A 13,991-nucleotide genomic window follows, 5' to 3' on the forward strand; every position below is an offset into this window, starting at 1 on the left:
TATCCACCCTTTATAATTTATATTAGTTTTTTAGTAGTGACTCAATTTCATTAATCTCAAGCTCAACTTTCTTGTCCTCAGAAAGTAGCCGATCCAGTTTACCCTCCATTGCTTTAAGTTTCTGCTCCTCCTCTTTTCTGTTCAAGAAGTCCAACTTTGCCTTCAAATCAGATATCCAGTCAGTAACGTTGTAACCGCTAAATGCAAAATTATCTAGTACTCCTAAATCTTTAGCTGAAGCAGCGTAAGCATTAAGTTTAACCATCAGCAAGATAGTTTGTTCCTTTGTTAAGACTTGAATATTATGTCTGACTCCATCTACCTCAATTGAACAGTTCGTAACTGGACTAAACTTTATAGATTTACTAATTCTACTTTTCTTTTCCTCAATTTGTTTCTTTAGTTCAAGTATTTTCTGATCGTTATTATTTACCATGATGTAACCCTCCGATATAATTTTCCATTTTCCAAATATTCATTCTTATAAACTGGTTCATACTTATTGAAAAGTTCTTCTAAAGTACCTATAGGAAATTTCTCATACCCTTTTTCTCGTGTATAGTCACCTCGTTTATAATACTCATTTTTTTCAATATCATAGTGAATTGTTTCTGCATCATGCTCACTTACTTTGAAAGTAAAACTTTGATCATAAGTATATGAACCAAGTTTTCTATTGGAAACATATTCTTTAAATTCGTCTAGTGTAAATGGTACGTATTCATCTCTAGTCTTATCATAGTGAGAATAATTTTTACTACGTTCCAAATAATCAAACAATTCAGCATAATTCTCAACACAATCCGATGAGACAATATCAATAAACTTATCACCTAATGACCTGAGTGTTAAAGTGTTTAAATACTTGTTTCCATCATATCCGTCATTTACACCAGTCGTAAAGAAATAGTGCTTTCCCTTATTTACTTTGTGATATATGTAATTATATGATCTCCCCCAATAACCTCTGCCATTATTTACTTCAATTCGCTCAGACTTAGTATCCTTCAAATCAAAACGCCCCATATATATCCATTCTGTGTTGTCCTTCGATTTGTAAATTCCTCCGATGACCAAATCTTTTGATTTCACATAATTCTTGTTGTGCAATGTTTTATTGTATTGGGACAGTTCCGCATAATCAGGAGACTCAGTTGGAATAAGAATTAGATCTGAGCCATGCCATCCGTAAACAAATTCACCTTCTAGTCCTTTGCCTTTAATTGAATTTGTGTTTTCAAGAATATATAATAGATTAGTGATTGTAATTTCAAACTCGAACCCTCTTGGGTCATAGATTCGCGTGTACGTCTGTCTATGGTTCCATCCACTACTATAACCGCCAACCTTCTTATTCAATACGAATCCAGAAGTCGGCTCATTTGCAAAGTCGTCAGATTCAATACTTTTATCTCTCCAACCATTCCATGATGCTTCTTTGCGAATCTTACCTTTTTCGTCTACATAGATAACGTATGCCAGTTTTTTCGTATATGTATCGCTACGATTTTGATACCCTACTTTTATTGTCTTCGGAATAAAAATGTTTGTTTTCAGTTGTTATCATCTCCCCATGAAACTCGTGTTTTATTGGTTCAACTCTGCTTTAATTGCTTCCCATAAAGCATCGGTTAGCTCATTTCCACAAAATTGGTTGTCATCTAATAAAATCACATACCATTTTTTATCTAAATTACATTTTCTGACTATAACTTTGTCCAAATAATCAATCATTTTTCCAATTGTCATTTTTTTATGATGATAGTTTGCCCAATCATTTCGAGGTACAATTTCATTAAACATTGAATAGAATTGTTCCTCTGTTATTTCTTTTGCTTGTTTAGGTGTAATGTGATATTTCATTGTCTACTCCCAATAATATCGTTGTTTTATTTGCTTTTCAAAATGATTGAATATTGAATTTGTATAGCAATGCTGCCTTACAAATTGCCTCTTCAGGTTTATCTGCCCATGCAGACCATCTGCCCCAAGTTCCTTTGCCAAATATGAATACCCATTGTTTTTCTCTCTCATGCCACACCAAGTGTTTTTGGTCATGATTTAAGTAATCAACAACTTCCCAAGCTTTACTCATATCTGATGAATAGAACGGAATACAACTGGATTTATATGTTTTACTTTCTTTATAACAATACCAATCATTAAATTCTCCCTTTTCAATATACCCCTCAAAAATATAGGTGAATACTGCTTGATCCAAGTCTCTACCTTCTAATTCAAGTATTGTTTCCTTATTAATTTTCGTACCTCCTTTGCAATTTGTTTCTTATCCATTCCCATAGACTCCAATATATTTTTTTCTCATAATTAGAACAGTCGCTCTCTGAATTCTTAAAACTACAATACCAACCATAGTCTCTAGATTCCAATGCACATGTAGTGCATTGTGTTACAGTGAGTCTTTCAAATTCATCTTTCCTCATTATGTATGGATGTATTTGCTTATAAAACGCATATTGGTTTAAATATAAATACACAGTTTCAAACTCTTCTTCAATATAGATGGCACTTTTATGTCTACTGCCCATCCTAAAGCATTTTATAGGTAAATTCTTATCCGCGTATTCTTTTAACTCATCAATTGTATTAACATCTGGTATTACGAATCGCTCATAATTACCTCTTGTGTCTTCGCACCTAATATGAATCATACAAGTCCCCCAATAAAATTTATCTTTTATCAGTTTTTGTCCTTCTATACTCTATGTACGGCTCTATGAAAAGCCACATGATGAATTTATAAATCATTGTAAGTACTATAACTGCAAAGATTAGTCCAAAAACAATTTGCTTATTATCTTGTATAAAGTCAAACATTTTAATAATGGGCGTATAGGAAATTAGAAGTGAACATATTCCCACCCAAGCAGCTAGAATCAATGGAAAGCCGATTGTAAATAGTAGGAGTTCATTTAATCTTTTTTTAAACACTTTTAACCTCCTATTCTACATAATTGTTTTTTAATTCAGTAGAATATATCAATGAATGATGATAATCTTTTAGTAGCGACCTTGTAGGATAAATTACTTTTGATGCAAGTGCATTCCCTGAAGTGTCACGAGCTTCATGATATACTTTATCAATTGCGTTCATTGCTTGATAGTACCGTTCAAACAATATCTCCATGTGATTACGTACTGTTTCCAAATCTTGAATCGTCATCCCAATATTCTGATCCATCCTTTCCTCAATATGCAATTGTTCCTTTAGTTTTTGTATAACTAAATCAAATGCTTGAATTGAGGTAAATGTATATCTAACATCATTACTACTCATAAAACATTCCTCCTCATGGATTAGTCGTTTTTCTTTATTCCAGACTTCATTTCTTCAAGTATTTCTCATATTTTTTAGCTTTATCTACAATATCATAAATCGCTTCCCTATCCATTATGTCCCCACTTCTACTCAGTCATCTCACCAATAATTTTTCTTAACTTAGTTTTTGCTCGTCTCGAAAGGTTCTTATTTTGTGCTTTCAACCAATCCTCCAATTTTGACTTGGTTGTCTTGATCTTTTTTATCTTAAATATAGGTGGCTCATATTTAGTACTCGATTTTATTACAGAGCAATATGACTCTTTCACAAACACAGGTTTGTAGTCTCGACTCGCATTCACTTTTTCGTATTCGTCTTGATTAGTAACTGGTATTGCATGTTCCCCATGTTCTCTTTTAAATTCATCATGTGTTTTATCTGCAATTTCACTTACTTTATTTTGGCCTTTTTCATACCATGATGGAGCTGCCGAAGTTATGTATGCTACATCGGCAGAACCTTTCTTAACAAGTTCAATTGTTTCCTTATTATCTACTCCACTCCACATCTTCGAGGAGAGCCATTCAAGTTCGAAGGAATCAGCAAGTTTTCTATCGCGATCAATCTTTATGTATTTTGGTTTAAAATTGTACCCATAGTCATATTTATTGTAGTTACAAATAAACAGGCCATTAACAAAGACTTTCCCTTTGAACTTCTCATCGTGAAGAATTTGTCCATATTCACTTTGGGTAACTTTTCCGAGGTTTTGTAAATGCAGATTGGAATCTATAATGTCTTGATACTCCAACGAAGTAATTCCTTCAATCGCTATTGTTAAATTATTATCAGGAACCCTCTGCCAAAAATATTTTGTGTCTACGAAGAATGTTAGTATCTCAGATCCGCCATATCTTTTGGCTTTGACGAATCGAGGCATCCATACCTCTTTTGCTCCATAATTATAAAAAACAACTCTTTTACCTAATCTGGATAGTACGAGGGTAGCAACCTTATATCCTTCTCCAAATTGACCAATAGTGTTTGGATCATTTCGTTTTGTTGATGAACCAAGGAGCAATGTATTAACATTTAAAATTGATAATTTATTACCAACATGTAGAATCTGATTGTCTTTATCATAGCTAAAGAACATTTGGTTGCCTTTAACACTTGTTTCTTGATCTAGAGCATTTTGAAACAATTCTCGCACTGCGTCTACAACTGTCCAATTGGGAACATAGTCTTTAGAAAGACTCAGTTCATACTTTCTCAATTAATCCTCTCCTTTCAATGTTTATCCAACCTTAAATCCTTTTTCCAAAGCAATATGCAAATAATCTAAACTGCTATTATGTAGGTATTCAATCATAAAGGCTGCATGCTCTATACTATATTTCACATAAGCAAACACATAGCCATTGTACAGCCTATCACCTTCGTAAACTTTGCATCCATCAATATCTTTCTTACCTGTATACTGTTTAATTTCATGCTTATTGTCTTCAAATAATGGCCTGTCTTCACAATAAATTTCATCGTATGAAAAAGTTGCTTTGTCTACCCCAAGTCCAAATTCCCAACTAACTTCCCCAGTCTCAATATTACGTGCTACAAATACCTTTGGTAGCATTTATAAGAACCTCCCTATAAAAGTCATATTTTATTTAGAAGCAGTAGACGAAATAGTGGTTTGCACTATCGCGTAACTCCTGCTCTGTCCTTGCTGGATAACTGATATTCTTGTAAATTTTCTTAAACAGAACACCACAAACATTGACTTCCATGCTAAAATTCCTCCATTCTAAATGAAACTCACATTTAATATTAAACTACTACTTTATCATTAACTTGATCATATTTAGCTTTCAAATACTCTTTAATATGTATTGTATATTTCTTGTTTACTTTAAACATTTCAATTACGCATTCATCTTTGACAATGAATCTTAGATGATAATATCCATACACAAGTGAACCATCATTATTCATTTCAACGATTTTTCCTAGCGAGACACAACGTTTAACCTTATACTCAATTTCTTCATGAGTGCTGCATTTAAAACTACTCAGTGGACATAGTTCGAGATACTGTTCTATAACTTGTCTTTTAACCTTCATGTTATTCCTCCTTAAAAGTTATGTATAGTACTATTTTTTATTCAGACATGCATTTTCGTATTCTTTTCGTTTCTTTGTTGCTCCCATAAAAAACAATGAACAAATAACCAGAACAAACACATAAACAATTAGTCCAGTGAAGACCCAGAACACCTAATTACATCCCTCCTAGCAATTTGGTATTTTTTACTTGTTTATGATGATACCACATTAATGAAATGTATACAATGATTTTTTATATTTTACATGCAATTTAATAGTTTATTTAACTTTGTATTTTTCTTCGTTATATAATTTTATAAATGCCTCCAAACCCAAATCTATTGGTGCATCTTTCTCTCCTAAAATACTATTTTTCTTTTCATAAATCACGTACAATCTTTCTTTAAGCAAGAATTTATTAATTTCTCTACGCCACTCATCATTGCTCACATTCTTATCAAAGGCTAGAATCACATTCACGCCTAATTTTTCAAGTTTTAATACCTGCTGTTGGCTTAGATCGTGCCCCCCTATGCTTACTGCGTTACAAAAGCCATAAGAGAACGATTTTAATACGCTTTTTTCAGCTTCATAAACTATAACTTCCTTTAATTCTTTTATATATGGCAAAGCCTTATCCAACCCATAAAGAATATGACTTTTTGGTGTAGGATAAGGGTACCAATATTTTGAAGTTTTTAGTTTTACATAGTCCAGAATAGTTCTTCCTTTTACACCAACAAGATTCCCCAATTCATCTCGTATTGGTATTGTAATACAGTTATCCCTTATAGAGAATCCGATTTGAAACATATTCTGTACATATGGTGTTATTTCTTCTTTTATAATCCATTCTTCATAAGGTAATGTTACATATTCATTAAGAATTGATTCGTCTAATTTTCTTAAAGGTGAATCGTCATGCCCATGATTGCTATTCTTTGGCTCAATCTGATCTAATACTAGCAGACATGGATCTTCAATAATTTCCTTTTTATATTCTTCTTGTTGATAATAATCATAACCGCAAACTTTACAAATCCAATAAATTGCTTGTGAAAAATAGAGTTTACTTATGTATTCTACCAAATCAATAATATCAGCTTTCTCTGGAAAGTCTGGTCTAGTATGATTCAAAACTCTTAGAGTGTCCAGACTTACATTAATTGCTGAGGGAGCGTCTCCATCTGGATTGGAGGCAGTATAAAAAGTCCTCCCTTTTCTAATATTATGACATCCTAAAGCAATAAGTATGTCCTCAATTTTATTATCGTTAAGGATCTTCTCTTTTAGTAATTGTGCATCGATTTTCAATCACATCCTTATGCACTACCGAGTTTAGTTTTAATCTTTTCAACTTGTTCAATTTTCTTTAATTTTTTGTATTCTTTATTAATTCTTTTAAATTCTTTTTCATCTTCAGACAGTATTAAATAACCTTCTTCAATCCATAGGTTTTGCCCCTTAGCTACCCTAAGACATATGCGATCCTTATCCTTGCCACCCCTGTTCTTGTCAATAAAGCCAATGTAATAAACAACACTTTTATCCAGAGGAACAGTTATCCAATCGCCTGATTCATTCTGTTTGTAAATTACATATTTATCATATTCATCAGGAAATAAAGGTCGAAACATTAAGAGTCCATCAGCAATATGCTTTATGTGTTTTCCATTTGCGATAGCCTGAGAATTGAGGATTTCGTTAAATAGACTGTCATCTGTTAATTGGAACGTTCCCCATATTGAAACATCTAATTCCTTTGACTGCTCTTTTAGCATGTCACCTGTTTTCACAAAAGACATCCAATCATGGTCAGGAGCTTTAAGAGTATCATAAATAATTAATTTGCACCCTTTAATCTTATGTCTTTTAAATTGTCTTTTTAATGTTAGTTCATCATAATTTGCTAACTCCAAGAAATGAATTTTACTGTTATTCTCTATATATTCAGCGGCAACAGTAACAATTTCCTCCTCGATCTCTGTTAAAGCCCCAGTAACAATTTTTGTTTCATCAATACCAAATCCATATTCATTAAAAAGAAAACTGTACTTATCGACAATCTTACCAATTTCATTTAGCTCTTTCTGTTCGGCATCTGCCCAGTGGAACTCTTGGTTATTTATGACACAGGAGAGCACCATAGCATCCCACTCATCTTCATCTTGCTCATTTGCTGCAACCAAAACATCAATCCCAAATAAAATTCCTATATAGCAAGCAATTTTTGATGTGAGTCTTGATTTTCCACAGCCTGAGTGCATTCCAGCTAGGGTTAACTTTTTACTTCTTAAGCCGCGTAGTAACATATTGATAATTTCAAACGGTAACGCTAGTCCAATATCGGGTGTTTCTTTCCACTTCTGCACCCTTTGTCTCATATTCCTACCTAAAATGACACTGTCTTGAACCCCACCAATGACTGTGCCAATTGTGTTTATTTGATATTCCATTGATTTGATGATATCTTCTGGAGTTAGCTTACTTAGGCTCCCCTTTTCTAAAATTTTTTGTGCTGGAAATCCTTTTCGCTCAAGCTCTCGTAAGAGTGAATATTTTTTTAAGTTCTTATAATATGTATCAAATTCCTCAAGATCGGCAATATCAGTTATTCTTTTAATATAAGAATATCCTTTTAAATAATCATATTTTTCTTTCCTGTCAATATTCTGATTCATATAAACATTTATTTTTGCTTCAGTTAACTCGCCATTTAGTTCGTGATGATAAATTTCATAAAGGGAATTGTACAAAAATGCTGATGTTGGCTCTGCAAAATCATACTTTGGAACAATTAAATCTCCATAATCTAAGAAGAGATCTGGTTTTTTATAAAAACAAGCAACTGTAAGGACTTCTGTATTAACATCTTTAATTGATGATTCAATTATGTTCTGGATATTATCACTCCTCAGTCTAACAAAGTAGTTAAATTAACCACATCTTTATTGTTGTTCTCTCTATGTGACTGAAACTGTGCCTGTTTAACTTTTTCTTTGATTTTAGCCATACTTTCAATTTGATTAATAGTATTATTAGTATTGTGTTTTTGTTTAGCATTTTTTTTCGCATGGTTGTAAGCATCTACTAGATTATTTCTAACAATCCCAAGCGAATAATTCATTTGTTCAATCAAAGGTTTATCAACCATCTTATTAATCGATGCCCTTATTAAATCCTCACAGTATTGGTATGTATAAAGAATTCCTTTATATCGTATTCCTTGTTTATATTTTTTATCGTATTTTCCAAGAATCCAATTATCGTTTCTTAGATCCTCGACTCTTTGATAAAAAATAGATGGAATCTCCGATGTTCTACTTAAATTGTGGAGTTTCAATAAATAAAAAAACAATTCGTTTTTCTCTTCTTGCTCCTTCTTCTGAAACTCCTTATGTCTTATGTATTTATCTAAACAATCCCCTTCATGAAAATACATATCATCCATTTTTGTTTTTTCAGATTGATCCTTAACCAGACAACTCCTGCACTTTGTTACTCTCGGCAATTCATCACCTCTTCTCCTCTAAATTTTACGAGTAGAATATATCACAATCGACATAACAAAATCAATATTTTCATGTTTTATTTATATATAAAAAATCTGAGAAGCCTTAATGACCTCTCAATCAATAAATGTACTAACTACCTCGTTAAAATCAACCCACTCAAACCCATCGCTATACTCTAATTTAAACCTATTCTTGTGTTGATCAATACTTGTAACCACTCCAGAAAATGAAATATCCTCAAATTCACCAAAGATGTTGACTTTGATTAACTTCTTTCTATTCAGTGATAAACTGATATTCTGAAAAATAATCTCCAATTCATCTTCATGTAGTAATGGTTTAGTCCTTTTGTTTCTATTCATCTGATACTGAATTATAGAATGTTTATGCTCAGGCAACATCATGCGTGATGACTCCCATAGACCATTTCCTTCTAGTTTCTTGCTCATTTAAAGTGACCCCCAATTTTCACAGATCTATCGACTGCTTGACCTGCAGCTGTCAGAGAGGAAGCCCTTAGTATTGCAGCCTCACCAAATTTATCCTTTATTTTATCCATAACATTCTCAACTCTTATTTTCTTTTCAAAATCATCAAATATTGTAAGCTGATAAACATCTGCACTTGATAAATCAGAAAGCGAAACTCCGAGCCTTCTAACTGGCAAACCATCCCAGAACTTATGGAAAAGCTTCTTAACATTAGAAAACACATCAACACTGATATTAGATGGATCGTCCATTTTCATTTGCCTTGAGAACCCTGTTGGATAATCCCAATCTGCACCCATGCAACTAACAGAAACTGTCCTACCCATAACGTTTTTGTTTCTGGCTCTTCTGCAAACTTGAGAGGTCAACTCATTCAGAACCACTTCAATTTCCCAAGCATGAGCATAATCTCTTGGTAATGTCATTCCATTACCAATTACTTTTTGATTGTTATGCGTTGCAGTTGATACAGGTGAATTATCAATACCATTGGCACATTGCCATAGCACCTGACCATTAACTCCCCATCGTTTAGTTAATCTCGGTAAAGGAGTTTTAGCTAAATCACCTATAGTTTGAATACCCATCTTATAAAAATGACGTTTCATTCTCGATCCTACGCCCCACATATCCCCAACGGGTTTATGCCATATGTGTTTATCCAATTCATTTTTATTGAGATAAAATATTCCTGTTGCATTTTTCTTTGCGATCATGTCACAGCATAATTTTGCAAGTATCTTGTTTTCTGCAATGCCTGCCCTAACATAAATACCAGTTTCAGACATCACTTTATCTTGCATTGATTTTGCCATCTCAAATGGAGATCCAAACAAATGCATTGAATGTGTTACATCAACGAATTGCTCATCCACACTATATATTTCGACTAAATCAGTATATGTTTCGTAAATTTCTGTTATTTGTAATGACACATCCAAATATTCTTGCATATGTGGCTTTGCGACTATTACTTCTGGACACTTCTTCAAAGCTTCCCAAAGACGATCTGCAGTAGAGATTCCAAATTTTTTAGCAATTGGGCAGGCTGCAAGAACTATACCAGATCTTCTTTCAGGGTCACCTGCAACGACTAAAGGTTTGTTTTTATATTGTGGATTACGGGATTTCTCTACGCTAGCATAAAAAGACTGGCAATCCAATAGCATTACAGTTCTTGGTTGTTTGGTCATGTTGTTGTCATCACATTCTCACCTGTAGAATTAATACCAATATATTTATATAGGATCACTTGAATATCACTTTTTACTAATCCCCACATTAAAGATATCTTATGATGATAACCACGACATAGGTAAGTTGCTTCTAAACAGTCTTTTGTTCTGCGCTGCTCGTATACTTTAATTCCATGTTTGCGCAATTTCAATCTGTTCTGATACATATCTGCAATGACCATATTTTGTAACGACTTTAGTATTTCAACATACACAATTGGCATTTTCAGACTTGCCGAACTTAATTTTTTGATATCAACTTCAAGAACATCCATTACAACAGGGAGCAAGATAGATTCCTTTACTAATCGAAGATCGTCTGCTGTTTCCATAAGTGACATAAGAATCACTTCCTCGCGACTAAATTAATATTCAATTAATACTTTTAATGTCCGCGGCCTATCTTGTTCCCATGTAATAAAACCCTTGCTCTTTAACCTTTCAAGATGACCATGGGCTGTACTTACAGAACTAATGCCGATTATACTGCATAATTCCCTTACTGATGGAGAGTATTTGTGTTGCTTTATAAATGTTATTATTGCCTCTAACATTATTTTCTGTTTTGGAGTCATTCCAATTCCCTCCCTTGATGAGAACGTATGTTTGTAATTGGTTGGTTACATTATAACCAAACATACGTTCTATATTCAAGAGGAATTTATTGCTACACATCTATAAATATAAAATTATGTATATCAAAACAATTTAATTGCAGTTTTTAAATTATTATTATGAGATTCGAATATGCTTACTCTCAGGTGCCATTTGAACACCTTCGATTTGTTTTCCTTCTTTTAATTCAGCGAGTAACTGCTTTTTGTCAACTGAAATTTCGGTTTTTGTTACATATTGTTTTGGTACTTTCTCAGCATCATACACATCTACAGAAGGGTTGTTCTTTTGTAGCCTAGCCTTAAATTGTCCAGCACCCATCTTATCAATTCCATTTTGTTCTAAGGAATCTTTCATCCAGTTCTTCAAACGATCATATGTATTTTGTAGATAACGTTGTTTACGCTCAAGTCTTTGTTTTTCTTTTTTATAAGATTCGATATCTCCCTCGATATTTCTTAGAAACTTAATTGTGTTCTCCAGTTTTAATTCAAGATTATCTTCAATTGACTCTAAAGTTTGAAAATATAGTTGAAGATCCTCTTCAGTAAAGTCCTCTTCAGAAGTCAAAGCATTATCCATAAAATCATAAAATTGTTTGTATTGTTCAGCTAAAGTGTATAGATTTGGCATAGTTATATTCTCCATTCGTTATATTTTATTTTTATAATAATAGTGATAATATCGTCAATTACTTTTGTGCGAGAATCGCAGAAATATCCCTTTTCATAACCGCGATATCGTCAAAAACTAGAAATCCATAATTGCTTATTTTATTTACCTCATCTATTAAACTTGGTAAATCATATTGTACATTGTCAACTAAATATTCTTTATTAGAGATTGTAATGATTTTGTAATTCATCTTCTCATTCCTTCCACTAATTCCTATTTCATACGAATTCTGCAACAATCAAACAACGATAATGCCTTATTTAAAATGTCTTCCGCTTCAACCACGTTTACACCATTAACTGTACGAATCCCTTCTGGTGCTGTTTTTACTCCTAACTCCAGTCTCCATTTTACTGTGTAAGTCCCTTCGTCACCATTCACAACAAAACTATGTACAAAATCCTCTTCGATTGGATAATATCTCTTACCAACCCAAGAAGCACTTTCACGAATTCTATTTGCTGCCCTCCTAGAGATAATTACTATCTCCCCATGACCACCACAATTAAGACAATAGCAACCTAATCCATATTCCTTTACTTGACTAACTGACCATCCATTGATTCCCCAAGATCCATCTTCATTAGTTGCAAAGCAGCCAGAACAAAATGTCACCTTGCTATCTAAAGAATTCACTTATATCTCCTTTCTGATGAAATTACAATTTTATTATCTCTTCATAATCTACTAAAATATTTTTTTATTTGTGTTATAAAAACTACCTTTTTGACAAAACTATGTAATAGAGATGTGACAACTATACCAATTCACATCTGCTAGAAAGGTGGACTCATATATGTTAAAAGTAATGGCAGCACAAGTTGGAAATATCATGTTGGTACAAGTAAAAAGCACAATCACAAATAACGGATTCGACTCAAATAAAGTAATCAGGGTACTTGAAACATTATTCCAAAGGCCTGTTTACTTGGTAAGTACAGATGGAAGACGGAATACGTTCAGAGGAGAACGTCAAAGCATCATACAGCAGCTGATTAACATCGACCTCAGAAGGCTCAATTGGAAAACTTACTCAATGACATGAATAAATGCATCCCTCGGTGGATGCTTTTTCATTTACCTTCCAGTAAAATCACGATTTTATAGTAATTTAATTTTAACCTTTCTACCATCTTTTGCTCTTCTCAAAATACCTCCAATTGCTAACCCATTTACATAGTAATCATCGAAATAACCTTCGTCATATCTGACCTCACATTCGCCTTCTAATTCAGTAATAAAATGTTCTTTGAACTCATTTATAAAAACATTAATGTCTTTATGTGACTCATAAGTTTTGTATTCTGAATAATCATCATGAGTCTTATAATAAAAATCTAGATAATGACCATTACCATAGTCACTATGATATCTTGAGAATTGAAAATCCTTAAAATCATATTTGCTTTTTACTTCATTCAATATGTATTTTGCATCTCTATAATGATTCCTGAACAACTCAATGAAATCTGATATATTTTCATGTGCCACAGAATAACTTTCTTTGTCATTCTGGTAAAGATACTCATCAAAATTTACATCTCCAAAGTCTAACTTAATGTTGTATTTCCCCCATGAATTATTGATGTAAGTTACTGAAACAATGGCATCTGGAAAGGCATCGGCTAGAGCATTGTAGATATGAATTTCTTCACTTACTGTTACATCTTCTTTATGTTCGACAAGATATGTATTTTTAAAATGTTCAAATGCCTCTTGCTCATTTGCAAATACTGCTTTATCTAATTTGCTAACAAATTTAGTCATTCAATCTCTCCTCATAAAATCTTTATTTTAATGTGTTACATTGTACGGTTGTACAAATATTTCATTTCTTCCTCTAAAGATTCGTATCCATAAACATTTTTCGTTTGAGGAAAAATTACTTTGCTAAATGCCGATCCTAGATGTTGTACAGTTAGAATAATCTTGTGGTCTTTATCCTCTTTGTTGTGTTCGGCTTTTTCATACAATAAACTAACAGTAAATATTGGAGAGCACTCATCTGATTTGTAAGTTTCTTTAGTAATTTTGTTTACTTTCTTTTGTAAAATTTGTACCAGATTCATATCTTCA

21 protein-coding genes are annotated in these 13,991 nt (G+C 32.8%); all 21 read right to left on the reverse strand.

From position 1 onward, the window contains the following. Nucleotides 1-22: 22 nt before the first annotated feature. Nucleotides 23-436 carry a hypothetical protein gene (locus ABEA66_RS34670; RefSeq protein WP_345594859.1) on the reverse strand — a complete coding sequence of 138 codons (414 nt, stop codon included), beginning with the start codon at nucleotides 434-436 and terminating at the stop codon, nucleotides 23-25. Next, entirely contained in the window at nucleotides 430-1,359 is a 930-nt protein-coding gene (locus tag ABEA66_RS34675; RefSeq protein ID WP_345594861.1) for a hypothetical protein, read from the reverse strand. Before ABEA66_RS34675 ends, ABEA66_RS34670 begins: the two co-directional genes overlap by 7 nt. A 228-nt stretch (nucleotides 1,360-1,587) precedes the next feature. After that, nucleotides 1,588-1,863, reverse strand: a complete 276-nt coding sequence (locus ABEA66_RS34680) for a hypothetical protein (protein WP_345594863.1) — start codon at nucleotides 1,861-1,863, stop codon at nucleotides 1,588-1,590. Nucleotides 1,864-1,900: 37 nt separating this feature from the next. Further along, on the reverse strand, nucleotides 1,901-2,221 hold the full coding sequence (locus ABEA66_RS34685; protein WP_345594865.1) for a BC1872 family protein: 321 nt from the start codon (nucleotides 2,219-2,221) through the stop codon (nucleotides 1,901-1,903). A gap of 34 nt (nucleotides 2,222-2,255) precedes the next feature. Then, complete coding sequence (locus tag ABEA66_RS34690) at nucleotides 2,256-2,672, reverse strand: hypothetical protein (protein ID WP_345594867.1); 417 nt, start codon at nucleotides 2,670-2,672, stop codon at nucleotides 2,256-2,258. 290 nt (nucleotides 2,673-2,962) lie between these two features. After that, nucleotides 2,963-3,298, reverse strand: coding sequence for a hypothetical protein (locus ABEA66_RS34695; RefSeq protein WP_345594868.1), 336 nt, complete (start codon nucleotides 3,296-3,298; stop codon nucleotides 2,963-2,965). A 128-nt stretch (nucleotides 3,299-3,426) separates the two neighbouring features. Next, nucleotides 3,427-4,557 carry a hypothetical protein gene (locus ABEA66_RS34700; RefSeq protein ID WP_345594870.1) on the reverse strand — a complete coding sequence of 377 codons (1,131 nt, stop codon included), beginning with the start codon at nucleotides 4,555-4,557 and terminating at the stop codon, nucleotides 3,427-3,429. Between the two features lie 21 nt (nucleotides 4,558-4,578). Then, nucleotides 4,579-4,914, reverse strand: coding sequence for a YopX family protein (locus ABEA66_RS34705; RefSeq protein WP_345594872.1), 336 nt, complete (start codon nucleotides 4,912-4,914; stop codon nucleotides 4,579-4,581). Nucleotides 4,915-5,108: 194 nt separating this feature from the next. Then, nucleotides 5,109-5,402, reverse strand: coding sequence for a hypothetical protein (locus tag ABEA66_RS34710; RefSeq protein WP_345594874.1), 294 nt, complete (start codon nucleotides 5,400-5,402; stop codon nucleotides 5,109-5,111). Nucleotides 5,403-5,663: 261 nt separating this feature from the next. Next, nucleotides 5,664-6,698 (reverse strand): hypothetical protein, encoded by a 1,035-nt coding sequence (locus ABEA66_RS34715; protein WP_345594876.1) that lies wholly within the window; start codon nucleotides 6,696-6,698, stop codon nucleotides 5,664-5,666. A gap of 8 nt (nucleotides 6,699-6,706) precedes the next feature. After that, nucleotides 6,707-8,065 carry a hypothetical protein gene (locus ABEA66_RS34720; protein ID WP_345594878.1) on the reverse strand — a complete coding sequence of 453 codons (1,359 nt, stop codon included), beginning with the start codon at nucleotides 8,063-8,065 and terminating at the stop codon, nucleotides 6,707-6,709. 233 nt (nucleotides 8,066-8,298) lie between these two features. Beyond that, the gene (locus ABEA66_RS34725) at nucleotides 8,299-8,895 is read right to left on the reverse strand and encodes a hypothetical protein (RefSeq protein ID WP_345594880.1); all 597 of its coding nucleotides are present in this window, start codon (nucleotides 8,893-8,895) and stop codon (nucleotides 8,299-8,301) included. Between the two features lie 117 nt (nucleotides 8,896-9,012). After that, nucleotides 9,013-9,348, reverse strand: a complete 336-nt coding sequence (locus tag ABEA66_RS34730; RefSeq protein ID WP_345594882.1) for a YolD-like family protein — start codon at nucleotides 9,346-9,348, stop codon at nucleotides 9,013-9,015. Next, complete coding sequence (locus ABEA66_RS34735; protein WP_345594884.1) at nucleotides 9,345-10,583, reverse strand: DNA polymerase IV; 1,239 nt, start codon at nucleotides 10,581-10,583, stop codon at nucleotides 9,345-9,347. Before ABEA66_RS34735 ends, ABEA66_RS34730 begins: the two co-directional genes overlap by 4 nt. Then, on the reverse strand, nucleotides 10,580-10,966 hold the full coding sequence (locus ABEA66_RS34740; RefSeq protein WP_345594886.1) for a YhjD family protein: 387 nt from the start codon (nucleotides 10,964-10,966) through the stop codon (nucleotides 10,580-10,582). Before ABEA66_RS34740 ends, ABEA66_RS34735 begins: the two co-directional genes overlap by 4 nt. Before the next feature lie 24 nt (nucleotides 10,967-10,990). Beyond that, on the reverse strand, nucleotides 10,991-11,200 hold the full coding sequence (locus tag ABEA66_RS34745) for a LexA family protein (protein WP_345594888.1): 210 nt from the start codon (nucleotides 11,198-11,200) through the stop codon (nucleotides 10,991-10,993). 157 nt (nucleotides 11,201-11,357) lie between these two features. Continuing rightward, the gene (locus ABEA66_RS34750) at nucleotides 11,358-11,873 is read right to left on the reverse strand and encodes a siphovirus Gp157 family protein (RefSeq protein WP_345594890.1); all 516 of its coding nucleotides are present in this window, start codon (nucleotides 11,871-11,873) and stop codon (nucleotides 11,358-11,360) included. Between the two features lie 58 nt (nucleotides 11,874-11,931). Further along, nucleotides 11,932-12,105, reverse strand: a complete 174-nt coding sequence (locus ABEA66_RS34755) for a hypothetical protein (protein ID WP_345594892.1) — start codon at nucleotides 12,103-12,105, stop codon at nucleotides 11,932-11,934. Between the two features lie 23 nt (nucleotides 12,106-12,128). Then, nucleotides 12,129-12,551 (reverse strand): hypothetical protein, encoded by a 423-nt coding sequence (locus ABEA66_RS34760; RefSeq protein ID WP_345594894.1) that lies wholly within the window; start codon nucleotides 12,549-12,551, stop codon nucleotides 12,129-12,131. A gap of 465 nt (nucleotides 12,552-13,016) precedes the next feature. Beyond that, entirely contained in the window at nucleotides 13,017-13,682 is a 666-nt protein-coding gene (locus ABEA66_RS34765; RefSeq protein WP_345594895.1) for a hypothetical protein, read from the reverse strand. Nucleotides 13,683-13,717: 35 nt separating this feature from the next. Then, nucleotides 13,718-13,984 carry a hypothetical protein gene (locus tag ABEA66_RS34770; protein WP_345594896.1) on the reverse strand — a complete coding sequence of 89 codons (267 nt, stop codon included), beginning with the start codon at nucleotides 13,982-13,984 and terminating at the stop codon, nucleotides 13,718-13,720. Nucleotides 13,985-13,991 lie beyond the last annotated feature (7 nt).

The organism is Paenibacillus vulneris (genome assembly GCF_039543185.1).
Lineage (GTDB): Bacteria > Bacillota > Bacilli > Paenibacillales > NBRC-103111 > Paenibacillus_S > Paenibacillus_S vulneris.